This is a genomic window from Helicobacter sp. 11-8110 (assembly GCF_003288905.1).
Taxonomy (GTDB): Bacteria; Campylobacterota; Campylobacteria; order Campylobacterales; family Helicobacteraceae; genus Helicobacter_D; species Helicobacter_D colisuis.
The window spans coordinates 563,030-587,237 of sequence record NZ_NHYL01000001.1 but is presented as its reverse complement, the minus strand read 5'-3'; the positions used below and the strand labels follow the sequence as shown (position 1 = coordinate 587,237).

Below are 24,208 nucleotides of genomic sequence, written 5' to 3'. Positions count from 1 at the left end.
ACAAATTCTAGCAGGTAAAGTAGATTCTAAAAATGAAACTTATATCAATGGTAACATTGGATTAAAATATAGATTCTAATAACTACCAAGTAAGTTTTAGTTTGGAGGTAGCCATTTAAGCTCCTCCAAAAATATAGATAGTTTAAAACTATAGCAACGCTAAAAAGATTAAAATTCAAAACTTCATTCTCTTTATGTAGAATTAATTTAAAATTTCATTTTTTATCTCTAGCTTAGGCTAGGGATAACTCCGCTAGTTAATACATAGTTAATCTTTAAAATACTACAATTACAGACTTAAACGCAAATTACAATCGAGGTTGATATGGGAAGAGCATTTGAATATAGAAGAGCAAGCAAAGAGAAGCGTTGGGATAAAATGTCCAAACTTTTCCCCAAGTTAGGCAAAGCAATTAGTATCGCTGTCAAAGAGGGTGGAAGTGGCGATCCTGATATGAATTCCAAACTCCGCACTGCCATTATGGCAGCAAAAGCCCAAAATATGCCAAAAGACAATATTGAAGCAGCGATTAAAAGAGCTTTAGGCAAAGATGGGATACAAATCACTGAAGTAAATTATGAAATCAAAGCACCACATGGTGCGCTATTTTTTGTCGAATGTGCTACAGACAACACTACACGCACGGTGGCAAATCTCAAAAGTTATGTCAATAAACTAGGCGGACAAATGCTAACAAACAATTCACTAGAATTTATGTTTTCGCGCAAAGCACATTTTGAAGTGAGCAAAGAAGGCTTAGGGGATTTAGAAGAGTTAGAGCTTAATCTTATTGATGCAGGGCTTGAATCGCTAGAAGTTGAAGAAGATATAGTGCATATTTATGGAGATTACACAAGCTTTGGAAGTCTTGCAAGTGCCCTAGAATCACTCAAAGCTGATGTTAAAAAAGCCGCACTAGAAAGGATTGCTAATAATCCGGTAGAATTCAGCGAAGAACAGCTTGCAGACATTGAAAAGTTACTTGATAGAATCGAAGATGATGATGATGTCCAAGCAGTTTTTACCAATATCGCCTAAAGGTGACAAAATCACTCAATAGATGATAACTTTTGTTTTTTTAAGCTAAATTATTTCAAAATTTCTGATGTAAATTTTACTAAAAAGGATTTCAAATGATGAATCAATTAACTAAAGAAACTTTTGCTAACGAAACAAAAGAAGGAGTTTGCCTTGTAGCCGTGGGTGCGCCTTGGTGTCCTGACTGCAAAAAAATCGAACCTATTATGGGAATGCTTATGCAAGAATATGCTGGTAAGGTAAAATTCTGTATGGTAATGGCAGATGAACAAGAAGCACTAAAAGATGAGCTTAATGTTCGCCGAATCCCCACTTTGATTTTCTTTAAAAATGGTGTGGAAGTGAGTGAAAGACTAGTCGAACCAAACTCTAAACCAATGATTGAAGATGCTCTTAAAAAAGCTCTTGAAGCATAAATCACTCTTGCCTTTAGGGGCAAGATTCTCCTTTTGAAACTCTCATAATTTTAACATAAGCACTTTTTGGCTACAATCCCCGCAGTATTTTTATTTAATTTAAGGCTATAGCAATGCAAAATCCACACTCCAAAGGCGGTTTTATTAAGGTTTTAGGTTTATTACTCATCATTTTATTTGTGGGAGTAGGTATTTTTATGCTTACTTCTGAATCTTTTGAAAAAGAATCGCCTCAAATCAACCTAAGAGAAAATTCTGCGTGGAATCTTAAAGACTTTTTCCCCATTCAAATCCAAGACAATGCAGGAATCAAAGTATATAGTGTTACGCTATTGCATAACCAAGAAAGGATACCACTCCAAACCAAAATCCTTACTTCCCAAAACTGCCTTAGCCCCAATGCAGACTTAAGTGAATCTCAAGAAATTCAAACTCACCCAAAAACACTCTGCATTGGAATCCAAAAGCCAAATAACATTAAAAATTCTACTCCTGAACTAGAGTTAGAAATCTCTGCAACAGATACAAGTCGCTGGAATCTTTTCAATGGTAACACCACTACAAAAACCTTTAAAATCCCTATTGATACCAAAAAGCCTCAACTAGCCATTCTCTCACATTCTTACAAAATCACACAAGGTGGTAGTGCGCTTGTTATCTTTCGCGCAACCGATGACAATCTAAAAGATATTCGCATTAGCAATGGCACTTATGATTTTCTCCCTCAACCTTTCTACAAAGAAGGCTTTTATATCTCGCTTATCGCTTGGAACAAAACTAGCCCTAACTTCAGTGCCAAAATCTATGCAAGTGATTCAGCAGGCAATGTCAGCATTGCACCTATTAATTTCTATCTCCAAAAAAAGCAATATCGTGATTCAACTATTCCACTTAAAGATTCATTTATTGATGGCAAAATTTCTATGCTCGTGCAAGAAATCGGAGAGAAAAATTTAGAAGATTTTCCTAATAAACTTGCTATTTTTAAATATATCAATGAAGATGTGCGAAAACAAAGTGCAAATCGAGTCTTTGAGGTGGCATCGCAGTTTGATAGGGAAACTTTGGTAACAGATTTTAGTCTTAAGGCATTCTCTCCACTTAGAAATGGTGCTGTCATGGCAAACTTTGGAGATCATAGGACTTTTAACTACCAAGGCGAAAATGTAAGCGAATCAAACCATATGGGACTAGATTTAGCAAACATCAAACAAGCACCCGTTCTACTTAGCAATTCAGGAGTTGTTACCCTAAATGAATTTGTAGGCATCAATGGGAACACTATCATCGTTTATCACGGACTTGGACTCTCCACTCTCTATGCGCACCTAACAACACAAAAGGTTAATGTGGGCGATTTGGTTAATGCAGGAGATGAGATTGCTAATACTGGCAATACGGGCTTGGCTTTAGGGGATCATTTGCATTTTGGAGTTTTAATTCAAGGGCATGAAGTTTGGACAGCAGAATGGCTTGATTCTACTTGGATTAAAACCAATATTGATGATATTATTAATGAAGCTAAGATTATAGTGGATAGATTATAGGCAAAATGATGGTAGAAGCACGACAAAGAAGCCTTAGATCTTTTATCTTTATAGCAGGTCAAGAAGGAGAAACTATTGCATATATCCAAAAACATTTTGTCTTGCTAAAAGATTTTTTGCTTGTCTTTACCTACCCTATTACAGATAAACTTTTAGAATTTTTGCATTCACAAAAACTCGCCTTTGTCGAACAGAAAAATTCTAAAAAGATTCTCTCTAAACTACCTGAAACCACAATCCCACAAGAATCCATCACAAAAGCAGAATCCACACCACCCACTTCACAAGACCAAGAGCTCAAAAATGAAACACTAATACTGCATAGAACAATCCGTAGCGGAGAAGAAATCATCTCAAAAGGCGATATTACTATTTTTGGTCGTGTGAATAGTGGAGCGATGATTCAAGCTCAAGGTAATATCCAAATCTTTGGTGAAATTAGTGGTAATGTTTTTTGTAATGGAAATTATATGATTCTAGGTCCTACAAAAGAGGGAAATATTCTTTTTGATGGCGAAATTATTGAAAGAGATAAACTCTCACAAAATTACCAAAAAATTTACAAAAAAAATAATGAAATCATAATTGAGGATTTATTATGAGACAGCAAACACTCGCTAAACCAATTGAATTAGTCGGAATTGGACTACACAAAGGTGTCCCTGTAAAAATGCGCTTAGAGCCTTTAGAAGAAAATAGTGGAATCCACTTTTTTAGAAGTGATGCTGGGGTAAATATCCCACTCAAACCTGAAAATGTCGTGGATACCACAATGGCAACGGTGATTGCTAAAGAGGGGCATAAAGTCTCTACTATTGAACATTTACTCTCTGCAATCCACGCTTATGGGATTGACAATCTAAGAATCGTGCTTGACAATGAAGAAGTGCCTATTATGGATGGCAGTAGTATTGGGTATTGTATGCTACTTGAAGAAGCAGGAATCATACAGCAAAATACACCTAAAAAAATTCTCAAAATTAAATCCCCCATTGAAGTTAAAGAGGGTGACAAATTTGTAAGGCTAGAGCCAAGCAAAGAGTGTATATTTGACTTTTCTATCCATTTTCCTCACCCTGCCATTGGCACACAAAATTATAAATTCACTTTTTCCACTTATAATTACAAAGAAGAAATTGCTCGTGCAAGAACCTTTGGATTTTTAAATGAAGTGCAATACCTCCGTTCAAAAGGACTTGCGCTAGGCGGTTCTTTAGATAATGCTATCGTACTAGATGAAACTACGATTTTAAACAAAGACGGATTACGCTACAAAGAAGAATTTGTCCGACACAAAATCTTAGATGCTATTGGTGATATGTGTTTGCTTGGCATTCCTTTGCTTGGTGCTTATGTTTCTTATGCAGGAAGCCATAAACTCAACCACCTTTTAACTAAAAAAATTTTTGAAGAAAATGATGCTTATGAAATCATTCAATCATTCCAAGAAGATGATGATTACGCATTAGCCTATCAAAACGCCTAAAATGCATCAAATTTTTATCATTCCTACAAGCCAACCTATCCTTATTGGGATTTATAAAGATTATAAATTAGAATCTAGTCATTCATTGCCTTCCCAACTCTCTGAGGCACTTATCCCTTTTTTTGTCAAACTCAAAACACAGGGAATTGTTCCAAAAAATCTTTATTTTGTCCGCGGTCCTGGGAGTTTTATGGCATTAAAACTCATTTATTTATTTGCCAAAACTATGCAAATCACACAAAATTCAAATCTCTTTGCCACTCACGGCTTTTATTTTAATTCTAACTCACCCATTAAGGCATATGGGAATTCTTATTTCGTGCTAGAAAATGATGAAATTACACTAAAATCCTACCCCACTCCACCTAAAATCAAACCTTATATTCTACCTCAAAGACTTGATAAAAGTCTCTTTACAGAGACAATCAATCCACTTTATCTCTTGCCACCGGTGTAAAATGACAATTCAAAAAAAAGCAACCATTATCTCTAGCCTTGTCGCCTCTCTTTTAATTTGCGTTAAATTTATTGTAGGAATCTTAAGTGGTTCAGTTGCTATCTTAGCTTCTGCTATTGATTCTTTACTTGATTTATGCATTTCTCTTTTTAATCTTTATGCCATTACCAAATCCGAGCAACCTGCCAACTCCTCTTTTAATTATGGAAAGGGGAAAATCGAATCACTAGCAGCAGTTATTGAGGGTAGCATTATTTCTGCTTCGGGGGCTTTTATTCTCTATGAATCCTTTAAAAAACTCATTTTAGGGAGTGAATTAAATTATCTTACTTATTCTGTATGGGTAATGGTATTTTCTATTATAATTACAACTTTACTCGTTCTTTATCTTAATTTTGTAGCCAAAAAAAGCAATAATCTTGTTATTAAATCTGATGCCTTGCACTATAAAACCGATATTTTAAGTAATCTAGCCGTTCTTGTTGCTTTAGTTATGATTTATTTTACAGGATTCAATGAGCTTGATGCACTCTTTGGAATTGGGATTGGAATCTACATTATCTATTCAGCTTGGACGCTTTTAAAAAGTGGAGTTTTGATTTTATTAGATAGGGCGTTAGATGCAAATATTATTCAATCCATTGAAAAAATACTTAATAGTGCGCCTATTAATAGCTACCACGATTTAAAAACAAGACAAAGTGGAGAGACTTATTTCCTTGAAGTGCATTTGGTTTTTAATGCTGAAATTTCTTTATTAGAAGCACATGACATTGCCGATTCCATAGAAAAGCAAATCAAAGCCCTAAAGGGTAGCTGGATTGTTATCACTCACCTAGATCCTGAAGATGATGAGGGGCGCTAATGCAATATTTACTTGATTTTTTACAAACAACACCAATTACCAAAACCAAAATTTATCCCTTTTTGCGATGCAGTGAAGAAGAGGCGCTAATTTTGCGTTATTATTGTAAAGAAATCTTAAAAGGAAATGAAGAGATTCTCTGTCTTGATACTATTAATGCCCTTTTTATACCAAATAGCGATGAAGCAATCTTAAAATTTCTCCCCTTGTTTAAAAACCTCCTTGATTTAGGCTGGTTAAGTCAGAATCTTTTTTTAAAAAACTTAAATAATGAAGTGCTTTATTTAAAGCTACTTAACTCCACTTTTTCTCTAAGTAATAATTTTTTAAAACTTATTCAAGAAGGTGGAATCTACCCTAAACTCCCAAAAATCTCTGCTTATTCAGATCACTTGGATTATCTCAAAGATCAGTTTTTAGTCATTGATATTCTTTCTAGCTTACTTCCCTACAAAAAGGATAATCTCTCCTCCCCTTTTCTTGCTAAGGGTGAGCAAAAAATCAAAGCCTTGCAAGATAGAATCAAACAAAGATTAAATCTCACCAAAGAAAAACCAAATTTAGAAAAAATCTTTGAAGAATACAGCCTTAGCGATCAAGAAAAAATTATTTTTTTAGCACTTTTAAAAGAAGAGTATTCAGGTAGAGAATCCCAAGCAAGAGAACTCAATGCCCTCATCAATCTTGTGAGTTTAAATGATTATGAGAGAATTAAAAATCGTGCCTTATTAGACGATAGAAGTAAGCTTGTCCAAAAAGGCTTAGTAGATTATGATGAAATTTTAAGCACTTTTGAAGGAATCAACCGCACTTTTTTTATCCCCGATGAAATTCTAAAGAAAATCACACACCCTAGCAATGAGAGTAAAAAGCAAAAAATTAGCCTTGAAGCCTTGATTGATAATCAAGATATTTTTGAATTTATCCAACCAAAAACCACTCTTAACAATGTTGTGCTAAACCCACGCACGAAAGAAACTTTAGAAACACTTTTAAAACAAATGGATTCAAAAGTTCTCCAAAATCTTAAAAATTGGGGTATCAAAGATAAAAAACGCGGCATTGATGCAAAAATCATCTTTTATGGGGCTGCTGGAACAGGCAAAACAATGACTGCACTTGCCCTAGCCAAATCCCTTAAAAAAAGTATTTTAAGCTTTGATTGTTCTAAGATTCTCTCTATGTATGTAGGCGAGAGTGAAAAAAATGTCCGAAAAATCTTTGATACTTATAAAGAGCTCTGCAAAGAAAGCAAGGAAAGCCCCATCTTGCTTCTTGATGAAGCCGATCAATTCCTTAGCATGCGAAGCACAAGTGCAAATAGTGCAGATAAAATGCACAATCAAATGCAAAATATTTTTTTAGAACAAATTGAGAAATTTAATGGAATCTTAATTGCTACAACTAATCTTTTAGAAACTATTGATACGGCATTTTCAAGACGCTTTAATTATAAAATTGAATTTAAAAAACCTAATTTAGAGGAAAGACTTTTGTTGTGGGAAAAACTCTTGCCCAAAAACGCTCCCTATGAAAAGACATTTAACCTAAAATCTCTTGCAGAATTTTCTCTCACTGGAGGACAAATCTTTCTTGTTATTAAAAATACTGCTTTTTTAGTCGCCACACAAAAATCCCCTCTTTTTACCACACAAATATTTATTGAAGAGATTAAAAGGGAATTAAATTCTAACTTTGATGGGCAACGCGAAATGGGATTTCACATTTAAGCTTTGCAAATTAAAAGTTTTTTGTTAAGATATACTTATTTATTTTACAAGGCAGTATGATGACTCGTTTTTCAAAAATTGGTTTTATTTTAGCAACAGCAGGAAGTGCCATTGGCTTAGGTGGTATTTGGAAATTCCCTTACATGGTCGGAGAAAGTGGTGGTGGTGCCTTTGTGCTAATATTTATCATAGCGTTTTTGGTATTTGGACTTAGCGTTTTTATTGCTGAAATGATTTTAGGTAGGGCAAGTGAGCGAGATTGTTTTAGCGCCTTTGAAACCCTTGCACCCAAAGGACACAAATACCTTAAATACGGCGGAATAATGGTTTTTTCAGGCTTGGTAATTTTTTCATTTTATGTAGTTGTTTTAGGTTGGCTTACACACTATATGATGCTAAGTCTAATTGGATTGCCCAAAACGCTTGAAGCTACACAAAATCTTTGGGGAAATTTCGTAAGCGCTCAAGTAGGTTATCAACTTTTATGGCATTTTGTTATAGTCGCACTTTGTGCCTATGTCTTAAATCAAGGAGTAAAAAAAGGAATTGAGAAACTTAATCTCATTCTTATGCCTTTATTGTTAATTATATTTATTGGACTTTTGGGCTATGCGATATATCAAGATTCATTTTGGGCTTCTTTTAATTTTTTATTTGCACCAGATTTTAGCAAACTCACACCCAAAGTTATTGTTGATGCAATTGGACAAGCATTTTTTGCTCTCTCTTTAGGAGTTGGCGTGATTCTTACTTACTCCAACTCATTACCCAAAAAAGGTAATTTTATCCGATCTGCCATCATCATAGCCTTACTTAATTTTGTTTTTTGTATTGTCGCAGGACTTGTAATCTTTACTTTCATTTTTGGCTATGGGGCAACGCCAGATAGCGGACCTGGATTAGTCTTTATCTCACTACCACTTATTTTTGCTAATATGGGCTTAAGTGGACAAATTATTGCATTTCTCTTTTTTATTGCTTTGATTTTTGCTGGGATTACTTCAGCTATCTCTATGCTTGAACCACTTAATGCATGGCTTATTGACCGCTTTTCTTTCTCTCGAACCAAAGCAAATCTCACAACTATTAGCATCACATATATCTTAGGAGTAATACTTCTATTTAGCAACATTGCAATCTATCAAGAAAACTTGAGCTTTTTTGGTAAAAATTTATTTGGTTGGTTTGATTATATTAGTGCATCTTATATGCTACCCCTAGCTGGAGTATTCTTATGTATCTTTGTGGGTTGGATACTTCCAAAATCACAAGTCTATGCAATGTGTGAGGGAAATCTCACTGGAAAAATCTTTAAAATATGGTATTTTATTATTAAGTTTATCGCACCTGTTGGAATTATAGTTTCTATGATAACTCTAGCTATTGAAGGCTTATAACAAACTATTCTGCTTCAAAGATTCCATTTTGGATACTTCTTTGAAGCTCTTGAGCTTTTTTGAGCAATTCTTGTTGATCTTTTTTTGAATCATTTTCTTTGGGTGTATCTATTTCTTTTGTTTGCGAATTGATTGAATTTTTATTTGGATTCTTATCAACAACTCCCATTTTTACAAAAGTATCTTCATAGTTTTTACCACCTTTTTTTACACGAATATAAACCTGCCCACTTGCTTGATCATACAAATAAGTATCATCCAAATCATTAAACATTACCCAAGGTTGTGCTTTTAAACTATAAGCCATAAGAAGAATCAAAAATATTTTCATACCACTCCTTTTGCTTTTAGAATTTTATCCAAAACAAGCCAATTTTATAGCAATTTTATTTCATATTCTATTTTAGAGGCATCAAGCTTTTCTTGTAAGGTTGCAACACTTTCTACTTCAAAATATATTGCAATCCCACAATCACTAGAAAACTCCCTTGGGGTAGGAACAAGTTTAAAATGAATTTTTGTAGTTTTTAGTAACATTTCCGATTCAAATGCACTTGCAGTGGTAAAAAAAATCAAATAGCCACAAATCATTCTAATAAACCTTTAGCTTTTAGCAATCTTGCTTAGAGCTGCAAGGAAAGATTCTATCTCGCTATGTGTATTAAACACCCCAGCACTCACTCTCACACTTCCACCATTTTCAAAACTACCTAGTATCTTATGTGTTGCAGGATTACAATGCAATCCAATACGCACACAGATTCCAAACTCCCTATCAAGTCTCAAACCCACTTCTGAAACACTTTTGCCATCAACGCTTAATGAAAGCGTTGCATTAGCTCCTAGTCCCTCCAAACTCTCACTAACTCCATAAAGTCTCACGCCCTTTATATTTTTAAGCCCTTTTATGAGATGATTCCTTAAATTTAATTCATGTGTATGAATTGCTGCTATACCTTTGGCATTTATCCATTCTATCCCTGCACACATTCCTGCAATTCCATGCATATTTGGTGTGCCACTTTCAAATCTATCGGGCAAAAATAGTGGCTGAATCTCCTCTTCACTCGCGCTACCTGTGCCACCAAAAATAAGTGGTTCTAACCGCTGTATTTCAAAGCTATCACTAACTAATAGCGCTCCTACACCCATAGGAGACAAAAGTCCTTTATGTGCGCTCAAAGCCAAAAAATCAACCTGCTCCATTACATCAGACATTTCCACACACCCAACACTCTGCGCTCCATCTAGCAAAAATGCCACACCTTCACTTCGAGCCAATGCGCTAAGCTCTCTAAGAGGTATCATCACGCCACTAACATTGTTAATATGCGCACACGCTAGAAGATTAGCACCCTTTAACAACTCTCTAGCTACTTTTAAATCCAATTCACAAGATGGTGCGCATGGAATCTGTCGTATTTCAAGATTCAAATACTCTTTTAGAGCATTAAGGGGACGCATTAAAGCATTATGCTCCATTTGTGTGGTTACCACCACACTATTAGGTCGCAAAAACCCTTGCAAAACAACATTAATTGCCATTGTGGTATTATGCACAAAAAACACTCTTTTGCAATCTTTTAAGCCCAATAAATCTGCCAAAAGTCGTCGCGATTGATATAAAATCCTCCCTGATTGTATAGAAAGCATATGGGCGCTACGCCCAGGACTAGCCCCTATATCCTCCATAAAAGCACACACAGCCTCCTTTACTCTAGGTGCTTTAGGGAAGCTTGTTGCTGCATTATCTAAATAGATTCTATGATTCACACCCTCACCCAAGCTTTTTGTATAACTCATAGACAATCTCGCCTTGAACTTCAGAGATTTTTTTCACCTCATAACCATAATGACTTGCCATTCGCTGAATATTATCACTCGCAGCACCGCAGCTACAAAGCACCCTAATAGATTCTTCACCTTGTTCACACAAAGGTTTTAAGTTTAGCACAGGCTCTGGGCAACTAAGCCCCCTAACATCAAGCTCCTTCATTTTATCTCCTCTCTCTTGCAAAAATCGCAACAAGCAAACAAAATACAATCCCTACAAAAACTGCAATTGGTGCATTTACTCCAATTCCAGCAGGTGAGCTTGCAAGTCCAAAATTATGTGCAAATGCCGCCCCCATAAGCAATCCAAACACAAATACACCTGCATCGCTATCACCCTCACCACTTAACACAAGCTGCCTACCTGGACAACCACCTGCTAAACTAAAGGCAAATCCAGAAAGTAACATTCCAAGGAAATTCCACACCCATTCATTATGAGCGATAGGCTGCCCACTAAATCCCGGATTAAAATACCCCAACGCTAGATTAGTTAAAAACGCTGTAATTACAAGTGCAATCACACCTTGTAAAATATGCGTATCTTTCAATAACACACTATCACGCACTGCAGCAATCATACAAAATCGGCTTTTTTGAAATATTGCACCCAAAAATAATCCTGCTACAAGTGAAATAATAAGTGGTGCGTGTTGTGAACCAGGACCTTTTTGCGAAAATTTAATGGGAGCTTCTACATCTAACAAACCCCAAATTAATAATCCAAAAAGCCCTACCATAAAAAGCGGGAAAATAAAGCCCACAATTTTGCTAGTGGCGTAGGATCGCCCAAGTGAAAAGCCACGCTTGAGAAAAAAGATACCAATTAATATCCCACACACAAGTCCAAAAATACCCGCTATGGAAGTAAAATCCCCTGCGCTAAATCTAAGCCACATTCTCCAAGGACAGCCCAAGAATACTAATGCTCCAATCATAGCAAAAACACCAAGCATAAAACGCACCACAGGTGCACTTCCAGTGCGTGGGCGAAACTCCCCAAATGCAAAAGATGCCACAAGAGCACCAATCACAAGCCCAATAATTTCAGGGCGAATATACTGCACTACAGCGGCTTGATGAAGATTTAATCCCCCAGCAATATCTCGCGTAAAACACGCAGCACATACACCCATATTACCCGGATTCCCTAAAGAAACCAAAAGAGGTGCAATTACACCCAATGCTATGCCCGCCAAAATAGGCCAAACTGCTAATCGCATACAAACTCCTAGAAATAATACAACAATAAATTTAGACAGCCTTGTAAATAATAAAAGAAGAACTGTGTGCTTAATCCTTAAGCAAAAATAAAGCATAATCGTAATGTAAAATGACTTAAAAAAATATAAAACAAATTTTAAAAAATTTCTACTTTAGGCATTTGTTTTTTATGATGGATTTTAAAAGATTGCATTTTTTAACTTAAATTTATGGAATGGTAGTAATAGTAAAGATTTAGTAGAAAAAAGTTTCACAGCAATTTTATTTGATTTTAGATAAAAAGCCAAATCAATTAATATAAGAATAAAATTTCTTATTATTACTATAGACTAGAAGCTTTATATTTGAAGATTTTAATTTTAAAAAACACTTATTTTGGTTAAGCCCCTAGAGCTTAACCATTTCTTTTTTCCATAATTTCTTTAGAAATATTGCTTGGCACTTCACCATAGTGATCAAATTCCATAGTGTAAGTTCCACGCCCTTGAGTAGCTGAACGCAAATCAGTAGAATAACCAAACATCTCGGCTAATGGAACAAAAGCATTGACAATTTTTAATCCCATTCTGTCATCCATTGAGTTGATTTGACCTCTTCTGCGGTTTAAATCACCAATAACATCACCCATATACTCTTCAGGCACTTCAACTTCCACTTTCATCATTGGCTCTAATAAAACCGCCCCTGCCTTGCGACAAGCATCTTTAAACGCCATAGAACCTGCAATTTTAAACGCCATTTCTGAAGAATCCACATCGTGATAGCTACCATCAAAAAGAGTAACTTTAAAATCCACAACTGGGTAACCTGCCAAAACACCATTTTGCATAGCTTCTTGAATACCTTTATCAACAGCTGGAATATATTCTTTAGGAATTACACCACCTGAAATATTATTTACAAATTCATAACCTTTGCCTGGCTCTTGTGGTTCTAAGCGGATAAATACATGTCCATATTGTCCCCTACCACCAGATTGCTTGGCATATTTACATTCTTGCTCAACACTTTGGCGAATTGTTTCGCGGAATGCAACTTGAGGTTGTCCTACCTCTGCTTCTACTTTAAACTCACGCTTTAATCTATCGACGATAATCTCTAGGTGCAATTCTCCCATACCAGAAATAATAGTTTGCCCCGATTCTTCATCTGTATGAACTCTAAAGCTCGGATCCTCTTCTGCAAGCTTTGCCAAGGCTAAAGCCATTTTTTCTTGATCTGCTTTTGTTTTTGGCTCTACTGCAATAGAAATAACTGGATCTGGGAATTCCATTCTCTCTAAAATAACAGGCTCTTTTTCAGAGCAAAGTGTATCCCCTGTCAAAGTCTCTTTTAAACCAACAAAGGCACAAATTTCCCCTGCATACACTTCTTTAATATCCTCGCGCTTATTGGAATGCATTTTCAACAATCTTCCAACACGCTCTTTTTTGCCTTTTGTAGAGTTAAGCACATAGCTTCCTGATTCCAAACTTCCACGATAAACGCGAACGAAAGTCAATTGCCCCACAAATGGATCTGTCATAATTTTGAATGCCAATCCTGCAAACTCACCATCATCAGTTGATTTTACGCTTACTTCTTTTTCTTCATCTTTTGCATCAACACCGCGAATATCTGCAACTTCAGTTGGGGCTGGAAGATAGTCGATAACAGCATCTAGTAAGGTTTGAACTCCTTTGTTTTTAAAGCTAGAACCACAAAGCATAGGAATAATTTCCATTGCTAAACAACCTTTTTTAATCGCAGCTTTAATCTCTTCAACGCTTAGCTCTTCACCACCAAGATATTTTTCCATCAAAGCTTCATCTTGTTCAGCAGCAAATTCCACCATTTTTTCGCGATATTCATTGGCTTTTTCTACTAACTCTGCGGGAATTTCTTCAATGTCATACTTAGCACCCATTGATTCATCATTCCATACTATTGCCTTCATTTGAATAAGATCAACAACTCCCTTAAAGGTATCTTCCGCACCAATTGGAATCACAAGTGGAACTGGACGCGCTTTAAGTCTTGTAGCAATTTGTGATTCTACATTATAGAAGTTCGCACCAATTCTGTCCATTTTATTAACAAAAACGATTCTTGGAACACCATATTTATTAGCTTGCCTCCACACAGTTTCACTTTGTGGTTGCACACCACCTACTGAACAAAATACCGCTACAGCACCATCTAAGACACGCATTGACCTTTCTACTTCAATAGTAAAATCCACGTGTCCGGGAGTGTCAATCAAGTTAATTTGATAATCTTTCCAAAAACAAGTTGTCGCAGCAGAAGTAATTGTAATACCTCTTTCTTTCTCTTGCTCCATCCAATCCATTGTAGCAGCACCATCATGCACCTCACCGATCTTGTGACTAACACCTGTATAAAACAAGATTCTCTCTGAAGTTGTCGTTTTACCTGCATCAATGTGAGCTGCAATACCAATATTTCTAATTCTATTTAATGGGGTTTTTCTTGCCATTTTATAATCCTTTGGGATAACATATTTTTTATAAAGAAATTGCAGAAATCTTAGAAGGAAGATCCCTTCTAGATATTAAACTACCAACGATAATGTGCAAATGCCTTATTAGCCTCTGCCATTTTATGCACATCTTCTTTTTTCTTAAAAGCCGCTCCTCTTTCGTTAGCAGCATCAATAAGCTCATTGGCTAAGCGCTCAATCATTGTTCTTTCATTTCTCTTGCGTGCTGAATCAAGCAACCAACGAATCGACAAAGATTGTTGTCTTGCAGGTCTTACTTCTACAGGCACTTGGTAAGTAGCACCACCTACACGACGACTTCTTACTTCTACTAAAGGCTTAACTTTTTCTAACGCTTTTTCAAAAGTTTCAATGCCCTTTTCTTTTGTTTTTTCTTCAATTTTGTCAAAAGTTGCATAAATGATTTTTTCTGCAACACTCTTCTTGCCATCATACATCATTTTGTTGATGAATTTTGTTACAACAATATTATTATAAATTGGATCGCCCAAAACTTCTCTTTGAGGAGCTTTTCTTCTTCTCATCTTTTACCTCACTTATTTCTTAGAATCGCCAGATTTAGCTTTTTTAGCACCATACTTACTGCGTGAAACTGTTCGCTTTGCTACACCTGCAGTATCTAATGCACCACGGATAATGTGATACTTTACGCCCGGTAAGTCCCTTACCCTACCACCACGGATTAACACAATAGAGTGCTCTTGAAGATTATGCCCTTCTCCAGGGATATAACTAATTACTTCAAAACCACTTGTTAATCTAACTTTAGCTACTTTTCTCAAAGCTGAGTTAGGCTTTTTAGGTGTCGTGGTATAAACACGGGTGCAAACTCCTCTTCTTTGAGGACAAACTACCAAAGCTGGAGACTTTGATTTCTTAATAACTTTCTTTCGTTCTTTTCTAATCAACTGGTTAATAGTTGGCACTTTGTATTCCTTCTTTCATAAATAATTTCAATAGAGAAAATGAAGCGGATTATATTCAAATCACACTTTACTTTTGCTTAAATTAAGGTTGCAATAACCTTAATTCTCCTTAATCTTCACCTTTTTGCCTTTATAGATTCCCGTTCCTACAGGTATCATACGACCCAATACGATATTTTCTTTAAGATCTTCTAAGTGGTCAATTTTAGCTGCAATACTTGCTTCAGTCAAGACTTTAGTGGTCTCTTGGAATGAAGCTGCTGAAATCACTGAATCACTACCAATTGCTGCTCTTGTGATTCCTAACAAGACTGGCTCGGCAATTGCAGGGATACCACCCATTTTAATGATTCTTGCGTTTTCTTCTCTAAAATGACGCTTACTAACCAAATCGCCCTCAATGAATTTCGTATTTCCACTATCGTAGATTCGAACTTGTCTCAACATTTGTGAAACAATAATCTCAATGTGCTTATCTGCAATACTTACCCCTTGGCGTCGATACACTTGTTGAACTTCGCTTACAATATATTTATAAAGTTCTTTCTCTCCACCAATTCGCAAAATATCTTGACTTGCAACTACACCATCTGTAATTGCCTCTCCCGCATGCACAAATTCTCCCTCATGCACCAAAATCTGCTTAGACTTATCAATCAAGTATTCCACCATTCTTCCATCATTAGCAGTTACAATAATTCTTTCTTTGCCCCTTACTGGCTTACCAAAGCTTACAATACCATCAATCTCTGCTAACACAGCTGGATCTTTTGGCTTTCTTGCTTCAAAGAGCTCAGAAACCCTTGGAAGACCCCCAGTAATGTCTTTTGACTTAACTAAGGCTTTTGGTGTTTTAGCCAAAATATCTGCCATTTCCACTTTTGCTCCATCAGCAACAAAAATAGCAGTTTTAGGATCTAGCGAATAACGAATCAAGCCACCTTTTGCTGTTGATAAAACCAAAGTTGGCTTATACGCGCTAGAAACATATTCATTAACCACTAATCTTGTCTGACCTGTTAATTCATCAGTTTGCTCTGAAACAGTAAGCCCAGGAATAATATCCTCAAACTTAATCGTTCCTGCTTCTTCTGAAATAATTGGATTAGAATACGGATCCCAATCTGCAATCACAACTTGCTCATCGCTTTCTGGACTTGCAATGAGTGTATTTTTTCCGACCTTTTGATTGTCTTCTATCTCAATAATCGAATCTCTTGCAATATAGTGTCGCGCTGCTTCTTGATCGTATTCATCAGCAATCACTGCAAACACGCCCTTCTCGGTAATCTTTTCGCCTTTTTTCAAAGCTCTATAGCGCTCTAAGTGATCGCCTTGCAAGTAATAATACTTCACAATTCCCTCTTCTTTAGCATAGATTTTTTGAGTAATTGGCGCATTATCCTCAACTTTTAATTCACTAGCATAAGAAATACGATTAGGAATATTCCAGCTATCTTTGATAATATCCACAATACTTCCCTCATCTCTCACATAATGCCCACTTGGATAAGGAATATAGAATTTACCTTCAATTTTTCCTGTTACCCCTGCTAGCTCATTTGGTTTTGCCACATCGCTTTTTCGGAGTGTAAATTTAGCAGTCTCATCTTTGCCCACAACAGAAATAATCACTTCATCATGCACAATATCAACTCTCAACTCACCCTCAAATGGAGCTTTGATTTTTGGCTCTACTAGCAAGATTGCTGCATTTCTTCGGTTAGAGATAATTCGCTTTCCTTCTCTGTTTTTATAAGTTTTAACATTATAATAACGAATAAATCCCTCTTTATCTGCAACAACTTGGCGCTCTTCTTGGCTTCTGCTTGCTGTTCCACCAATGTGGAATGTTCTTAGCGTAAGCTGCGTTCCAGGCTCACCAATAGATTGTGCAGCCACAACACCCACTGCCTCTCCCACTTTAGAGATTCTTGCTTCACCAAGATTAAGTCCATAACATTTAGCACATACACCTTTTTCGGCTTTACAAGTTACAGGGGTACGGATAATAACAGATTTAACACCCGCTTCTTTAACTTTTCTAGCCCTCTCTTCATCAATTAATGTGCCCTCACTGATTAAAACTTCATTAGTAATTGGATCAATGATATTTTCAGCTATCACACGCCCAAAAATTCTTTCATCAAGGGATTCAATAAGCTCACTACCCACAGTGATATCCGTGATCTCAACGCCCTCATTAGTTCCACAATCATCCATTACAATCTTAACATTTTGGCTTACATCAATAAGTTTTCTTGTAAGATAACCAGCATTTGCCGTCTTAAGCGCGGTATCTGCAAGACCTTTTCTTGCTCCGTGTGTTGAAATAAAGTATTCTAACACATTCAAACCTTCTTTGAAGTTTGAAGTAATTGGAGTTTCAATAATAGTTCCATCTGGTTTTGCCATCAAACCACGCATTGCAGAAAGCTGTCTAATCTGCCCTGCACTACCTCTAGCTCCAGAATCAGCCATCATATAAATCGAGTTAAATCCAGATTTATCGCTTTCAATGAGCTTCATCATCTCATTTCCTAGCGCATTATTAGTGTCTGTCCAAACGTCAATAATCTTGTTATAGCGCTCTTGTTCGGTCAATAAACCTGCACCAAATTGTGCTTGAATATCTTTAACCTTTTTCTTAGCGCCTTCAATAACTTTGTTTTTGTTATTTGGCACAATAATATCATCTGCAGAGATAGAAATACCTGCTCTTGTTGCATATTTAAATCCTAGATTCTTAAGATTATCCAAAAATCCAGCCGTTACTCCAACCCCACCCTCTTTATAAACATAATCAATCAAAGTTGCAATATCTTTTTTCTTTAAGATTTTATTCCATAAGTGCATTGGAACAAAATCCGGTAAAATAGACTTAAGAATCATTCTACCAATAGTTGTATTAATGATTCTATCTTCTACAAACACTCTTACTTTAGAGCTAATTTCTACCACTCCTGATTCTAATGCAATATGAATTTGATCAATATTAGAGAATAGCTTATGCTCTCCTTTAGAACCATCTTTTTCCAATGAAAGATAATAAAGCCCCAAAACCATATCTTGGCTAGGGACAGTTACCGCCTTACCACTTGCAGGAAGCAAAATATTCATTGAACTAAGCATTAAAAGCTTACACTCCGTAATAGCTTCTTGAGAAAGTGGCACATGCACTGCCATCTGGTCGCCATCAAAGTCCGCGTTAAAGGCTGCACAAACTAATGGATGCAACTGAATTGCTTTACCATCAATCAATTTAGGATGGAAAGCCTGAATGGATTGCTTATGCAAAGTTGGCGCACGATTGAGCATAATTGGATAATCTGCAACTATCTCTTGCAAACACTCCCACACCTCATTACTTTTGCGCTCAATCATCTTCTTAGCTTGTTTAAGTGTTGTTGCATAACCCTTTTCTTCAAGTTTTGCCAAGATATGTGGTTTAAATAATTCCAAAGCCATATTTTTAGGTAACCCACATTGATCCATTCGCAAATTTGGACCCACAACAATAACAGAACGCCCTGAGAAATCTACACGCTTTCCAAGTAGATTCTGACGGAATCGACCTTGTTTTCCTTTAATAATTTCAGAAAGTGATTTAAGTGGGCGCTTATTTGCTCCTTTAACCGCATTTGCATTGCGACCATTATCAAAGAGTGCATCAACTGCTTCTTGTAACATTCTTTTTTCGTTGCGCACAATAATTTCTGGCGCATCGAGCTCAATTAAGCGTTTCAAGCGTTGATTACGATTAATCACTCTACGATACAAGTCATTTACATCGCTCACGGCAAATTTACCGCCATCAAGCGCTACTAAAGGACGCAAATCAGGTGGCAACACCGGAAGAACGGTTAGCATCATCCACTCTGGACGATTCTGCCCACCAGAAACCACAAAGCTTTCTACCACTTTTAAACGCTTAATGATTGTTTTCTTTTTGGCTTCAGAATTAGTTGTTTTAATCGCTTCTTTTAGTTCTGCAATCAAATCCACCAAGTCAATACCCTCTAAAAGATCTTTCACAGCTTCTCCACCCATTTGCGCTACAAATCCTGTGTGGTCAAATCTTTGTGAAAGATTTTGGTATTGCTCTTCATTTAAGACATCATATTTAGCAACAGGCTTTGTGCCTTCATTGTCATAATAAGCCTCTCCTGGTTGCTTAACGATATAAGCTTCATAATACAATACACGCTCTAAATCTTTCATCTTCACACCCAAAAGTGTTCCGATTCTGCTTGGCAAGGAATTAACATACCAAATGTGTGCCACTGGTGTTACTAACTCAATATGTCCCATTCTAGACCGACGCACCTTAGAGCTTGTTACCTCTACACCACATTTTTCACAAACAATTCCTTTGTAACGCATCTTCTTGTATTTACCACAAAGACATTCATAATCCCTCACCGGACCAAAAATCTTAGCGCAGAATAAGCCGTCGCGCTCTGGCTTTAATGTGCGGTAGTTAATTGTTTCAGGTTTTTTAACCTCTCCATAACTCCAACTGCGAATCTTCTCTGGACTAGCCAAAAGAAGCTGAAAAGCATTGAAATCACTTGGGCGATTGTCTTCTTTAATCACAATAGGCTCACTTATGCCCTCTTGGTTATCTGCAAACACATTTACATCCAAAGCCAAGCTTTGTAATTCTTTGGTTAAAACATAGAAAGTCTCTGGAATCTCAGATTCTTTAACCGCCTCACCTCTTGTAATAGCCTTATAAGCTTTCACACGCCCTTCTACATCATCTGATTTGATAGTTAACATTTCTTTGAGTGTGTGTGCTGCACCATAGGCTTCCAATGCCCACACTTCCATTTCCCCAAATCTTTGCCCACCAAAGAGCGCTTTACCACCAACTGGTTGTTGTGTTACAAGACTATAAGGTCCTGTGCTTCTTGCATGCACCTTTTCATCAACAAGATGGTGGAGTTTGAGCATATACATATACCCTACATTCACTCTCTCCATCATTTTTTCACCAGTTCTACCATCATAAAGCTCAGTTTTTCCATCTGTATCAATCTTGGCTAAATTGAATAATTTTTCAAATTCTTGAGCATTAACACCTTCAAAAACAGGAGTAGCAAACTTCACTCCCTTGCTCCAATCTCTCGCATAAGTAAGCAACGCTTCATCGCTTAATGTTGTTAAGAATTCTTTGGTTTCTTTCATTCCTGAAACTTCAGCGATTTCTTGCATTTTTCCTCTTAGTTGGCTTATCCATTGACTTTTTTCTTGCTCAAAAACACCCGCAATTTGCTCACCTAATTTTTTACCCACTAAGCCCAAATGCACTTCTAGAATCTGTCCTATGTTCATACGACTGGGAACACCAAGTGGATTAAGAACGATTTCTACTGGACGCCCATCTTTAGTATAAGGCATATCAACTTCTGGGACAATATTTGAAACAATCCCTTTGTTTCCGTGTCTTCCCGCCATTTTATCGCCCACTTTCAGTTTGCGTTTAGTGGCTACATAAATCTTAACAAGCTTTACAACTCCACTTGGCAGAATATCATCTTTTTCAATAATAGAAAGCTTTTCTTCATGCTCTTCGCTAAGATTTTTCTTTTGCTCTAAGAAATTGGCTTTGAGCATATCATATTGACTTTGAATCTCTTTAGCATAACCTTTGATAATTGTTCCCATCGCAAAACGATTCACATTCTCTAGCTCTTCTTTAGGAATCACACTCCCTTTTTTATATTCTTTATCACCCACTTTTACATCAGCGACAAGCTTTTCTTTAGCTAGGATAGATCCAATTCTCAAGCTTTCTTCGCGGTCAAGCATTAATAATTTATCGTGGTGCTCTAAATCCAATCGCGCTTTTTCTTCCTCATAAGCTATAACAGCACGCTTGTCTTTATCATAACCCTTTTTAGTAAAGATTTTAACATCAATCACCGTTCCCTCTAAGCTTGGAGGACAATAAAGGGATTTATTAACCACATGCCCTGCTTTTTCCCCAAAGATAGCTCTTAATAGCCTTTCTTCTGGAGTTGGCTTCACCTCACCTTTTGGAGAAGCTTTCCCCACTAAAATCATACCGCCTGTTACATAAGTCCCAATTTTAACAATTCCACTCTCATCAAGATGAGCTAATTCTTCTTCGCGAATATTTGGAATATCTCGAGTAATCTCTTCAACACCATGTTTTAACTCTCTTGCTTCAATCTCTTTTTCATAGATATGAATTGAAGTAAAGGCATCGTTGCGAATAAGCTTCTCGCTAACAACAATCGCATCTTCAAAGTTATAACCATTCCAAGGCATAAAAGCAACGCGGATATTTTTACCCAATGCAAGCTCACCTTGATCCATATTAGGACCATCTGCAATCACATCTCCACTCTCAATCACATCCCCTGCTTTTACAATAGGCTTTTGAGAGAAAGAAGTATTTTGGTTAGTTCTTAGATTTTTTTGAAGTGAATAATGATCAATAAAAGCACCATTATCATCTTCACCTAGGATATAAATATTTTTTGCATCCACTTTTTCCACAACACCACCGCGTGTAGCTTTAAGAGATTCCCAAGAATCCCGTGATACAATCTTTTCAATTCCTGTTCCAACTACTGGAGCATCAGGACAAAGCAAAGGCACTGCTTGGCGTTGCATGTTTGAACCCATCAAGGCGCGGTTAGCATCATCGTGCTCCAAAAATGGAATCAAACTTGCCGCAACCCCTACTACCATTCTTGGACTAAGGTCAATTAGCTCAACTTTGGAAGATTCCATAAGGATAATCTCTCCATCTTTTCGCACCTCAATAATATCTTCTTTAATCATATTGTCATTAGTTAAAATCGTGCTTGCAGGTGCAATCACCGCCCCTTCTTCTTGAGTAGCAGTTAAATACACAATTTCATCTGTAACTTTTTTATCTACAACCTTGCGATAAGGTGCTTCAATAAAGCCAAGCTCATTAACCTTTGCATAAGTAGAAAGCGTGTTAATCAAACCAATGTTTTGACCCTCTGGAGTTTCAATCGGGCAGATTCTGCCATAATGCGTTGGATGAACATCACGCACTTCAAATCCTGCACGCTCTTTAACCAAACCACCCTCTCCAAGTGCAGATAAACGCCTTTTATGAGTTACTTCAGAGAGTGGATTAGTTTGATCCATAAATTGAGAAAGTTGCCCACCTGTAAAAAATTCCAAAATCGTGCTTGTAATCATTTTAGAATTTACCAAATCATGTGGCATAAGCTCTTCTAAACCGCTACTGATAGTTGAGAGTTTATCGCGAATGGCTTTTTGCATTTTAACCAATCCTGTATGCAATTCATTTGCCAAAAGCTCCCCAATAGCACGGATTCTACGATTTCCTAAATGATCTCTATCATCAATTCTGCCTTGACCATTTTTCACATGAATGAGATAGCGGACAGTCTTGATAATATCTTCGTGAGTGAGAACCGTAACATAATCAGGCACAGAAATATCAAGCTTATGATTCATTTTCATACGCCCAACTCTTGTCAAATCATAGCGCTCAGGATCAAAGAATAATTGTTGCACAAATTGTTTAGCAGCTTCTTTAGTAACAGGCTCTCCAGGACGCATTACTTTATAAATACGAATGGTCGCCAAATCATTTTCATTATCAATTTTTTCAGTTTGCTTAAGAAGCTTTAATGATTCTGCATCGGCAATAAAAGCATTAATAATAGAAGAATCCACTCCATTGGCTAAATCATTAGCTACCACAAACTCATTAATTCCCATTTCTGCAAGTTTTTTAAGCTTAGAATCATCCATCAAAGTTAAAGTATCAAAAATAACTTCGCCACTTTCTTTGTCAATGATAGGCTCAGCCAAATAACGTTCAATCAAAGTTTCAACTGGATATTCAATCATATTGACTTTTTCTTCTTTTAACGCTTTAGCTTTTTTAGCAGTTAATCGCTTCCCAGCAGCAAGAATCAATTTTCCTTTAGAATCTTTAATATCAAAATCCACGCGTCCAATAAATTCTTCGGGGTCAAAAGCGATAAAATATTTTCCACCCTTAGCTTTAATGCTCAAAGAAGGGTAGAACATTTTTAAAATATCTTGCTTAGAATATCCCAAGGCTCTAAAAAGAATCGTTACAGGAATCTTTCTCCTTTTATTAACACGCACAAAAAGTGTGTCTTTTGCATCATATTCAAAATACAACCAAGAACCTCTATCAGGAATGATTTGTCCTGTATAAACAAGCTTATTAGAAGTTGTTGAAGATTCTTCTTCTTTAAAAATCACACCAGGGCTTCTGTGAAGTTGATTAACTACTACCCTTTCCACACCATTAATAATAAAACTTGTTCTATCTGTCATTAATGGGATCTCGCGAACAAAAATATTTTGCTCTTTAATATCTTTAATACCTAGCTTTTCGCCCGTCTTTTCATCTCTCTCCCAAAGCACCAAGCGTATTTTTATTTTCAAAGGAATTGAATAAGTTAAACCTCTCTCCATAGCCTCTCTTACGGTATATCGTGGCTTCCCATATTCACAACCCGCATACTCTAAACTAATTCTATTTTGAGTATCATGAATAGGAAAAATAGACTTAAAAACTTTTTCAATACCAGATTCATTATTTTCTTTTGATTGCAAAAAAGCTTCATAGCTACTTCTTTGTAGTTGCAACAAATTTGGAACTGCTATATTTTGCGGAATCTTAGTAAAATCAACTCTTAATCTATTTCCGGATTTTAAATTTACTGGCATAATCGTTACCTTTTATTAATGTAGAATTTTGGAAGAAAAATGA

The 24,208-nt window shown here is 36.4% G+C and carries 18 protein-coding genes; 9 read left to right on the top strand and 9 right to left on the bottom strand.

Features of this window, described 5'->3' with window-relative positions:
• Positions 1-325 precede the first annotated feature (325 nt).
• From CCY98_RS02835 to CCY98_RS02795, 9 genes are all read left to right on the top strand, one after another.
• Positions 326-1,039, top strand: coding sequence for a YebC/PmpR family DNA-binding transcriptional regulator (locus CCY98_RS02835; RefSeq protein WP_112057058.1), 714 nt, complete (start codon positions 326-328; stop codon positions 1,037-1,039).
• Between the two features lie 95 nt (positions 1,040-1,134).
• Complete coding sequence (locus CCY98_RS02830) at positions 1,135-1,455, top strand: thioredoxin family protein (protein WP_181566527.1); 321 nt, start codon at positions 1,135-1,137, stop codon at positions 1,453-1,455.
• 113 nt (positions 1,456-1,568) lie between these two features.
• On the top strand, positions 1,569-3,002 hold the full coding sequence (locus CCY98_RS02825) for a M23 family metallopeptidase (protein WP_112057057.1): 1,434 nt from the start codon (positions 1,569-1,571) through the stop codon (positions 3,000-3,002).
• Between the two features lie 8 nt (positions 3,003-3,010).
• Positions 3,011-3,604, top strand: coding sequence for a septum site-determining protein MinC (locus CCY98_RS02820; protein ID WP_112057056.1), 594 nt, complete (start codon positions 3,011-3,013; stop codon positions 3,602-3,604).
• A complete protein-coding gene (gene lpxC, locus CCY98_RS02815; protein WP_112057055.1) occupies positions 3,601-4,488 on the top strand; it encodes a UDP-3-O-acyl-N-acetylglucosamine deacetylase in 888 nt (295 codons plus the stop codon). The genes CCY98_RS02820 and lpxC overlap by 4 nt, the downstream gene beginning before the upstream one ends.
• Position 4,489: 1 nt before the next feature.
• Positions 4,490-4,945: a hypothetical protein gene (locus CCY98_RS02810; protein WP_112057054.1), complete on the top strand. Its 456-nt coding sequence runs from the start codon at positions 4,490-4,492 to the stop codon at positions 4,943-4,945.
• Position 4,946: 1 nt separating this feature from the next.
• Complete coding sequence (locus CCY98_RS02805) at positions 4,947-5,810, top strand: cation diffusion facilitator family transporter (RefSeq protein WP_112057053.1); 864 nt, start codon at positions 4,947-4,949, stop codon at positions 5,808-5,810.
• The gene (locus CCY98_RS02800; protein ID WP_112057052.1) at positions 5,810-7,540 is read left to right on the top strand and encodes an ATP-binding protein; all 1,731 of its coding nucleotides are present in this window, start codon (positions 5,810-5,812) and stop codon (positions 7,538-7,540) included. The genes CCY98_RS02805 and CCY98_RS02800 overlap by 1 nt, the downstream gene beginning before the upstream one ends.
• Positions 7,541-7,599: 59 nt before the next feature.
• Complete coding sequence (locus CCY98_RS02795) at positions 7,600-8,937, top strand: sodium-dependent transporter (RefSeq protein ID WP_112057051.1); 1,338 nt, start codon at positions 7,600-7,602, stop codon at positions 8,935-8,937.
• Between the two features lie 4 nt (positions 8,938-8,941).
• Here CCY98_RS02795 and CCY98_RS02790 read toward each other — a convergent pair whose 3' ends face one another.
• The 9 genes from CCY98_RS02790 to CCY98_RS02750 form a co-directional block, all read right to left on the bottom strand.
• Positions 8,942-9,268: a hypothetical protein gene (locus CCY98_RS02790; RefSeq protein WP_112057050.1), complete on the bottom strand. Its 327-nt coding sequence runs from the start codon at positions 9,266-9,268 to the stop codon at positions 8,942-8,944.
• A 44-nt stretch (positions 9,269-9,312) separates the two neighbouring features.
• Entirely contained in the window at positions 9,313-9,528 is a 216-nt protein-coding gene (locus CCY98_RS02785) for a DUF3343 domain-containing protein (protein WP_112057049.1), read from the bottom strand.
• A 12-nt stretch (positions 9,529-9,540) separates the two neighbouring features.
• On the bottom strand, positions 9,541-10,740 hold the full coding sequence (locus CCY98_RS02780) for an aminotransferase class V-fold PLP-dependent enzyme (RefSeq protein ID WP_112057048.1): 1,200 nt from the start codon (positions 10,738-10,740) through the stop codon (positions 9,541-9,543).
• Positions 10,715-10,933, bottom strand: coding sequence for a sulfurtransferase TusA family protein (locus CCY98_RS02775; RefSeq protein WP_112057047.1), 219 nt, complete (start codon positions 10,931-10,933; stop codon positions 10,715-10,717). Before CCY98_RS02775 ends, CCY98_RS02780 begins: the two co-directional genes overlap by 26 nt.
• Position 10,934: 1 nt before the next feature.
• Positions 10,935-11,993 carry a YedE family putative selenium transporter gene (gene yedE, locus CCY98_RS02770; protein WP_112057046.1) on the bottom strand — a complete coding sequence of 353 codons (1,059 nt, stop codon included), beginning with the start codon at positions 11,991-11,993 and terminating at the stop codon, positions 10,935-10,937.
• A gap of 395 nt (positions 11,994-12,388) precedes the next feature.
• Positions 12,389-14,470, bottom strand: coding sequence for an elongation factor G (fusA, locus tag CCY98_RS02765; protein ID WP_112057045.1), 2,082 nt, complete (start codon positions 14,468-14,470; stop codon positions 12,389-12,391).
• Positions 14,471-14,550: 80 nt separating this feature from the next.
• Entirely contained in the window at positions 14,551-15,018 is a 468-nt protein-coding gene (gene rpsG, locus CCY98_RS02760; protein WP_006655945.1) for a 30S ribosomal protein S7, read from the bottom strand.
• 12 nt (positions 15,019-15,030) lie between these two features.
• Positions 15,031-15,420: a 30S ribosomal protein S12 gene (gene rpsL, locus CCY98_RS02755; protein WP_112057044.1), complete on the bottom strand. Its 390-nt coding sequence runs from the start codon at positions 15,418-15,420 to the stop codon at positions 15,031-15,033.
• A 99-nt stretch (positions 15,421-15,519) separates the two neighbouring features.
• Positions 15,520-24,165, bottom strand: a complete 8,646-nt coding sequence (locus CCY98_RS02750) for a DNA-directed RNA polymerase subunit beta/beta' (RefSeq protein WP_112057043.1) — start codon at positions 24,163-24,165, stop codon at positions 15,520-15,522.
• Positions 24,166-24,208 lie beyond the last annotated feature (43 nt).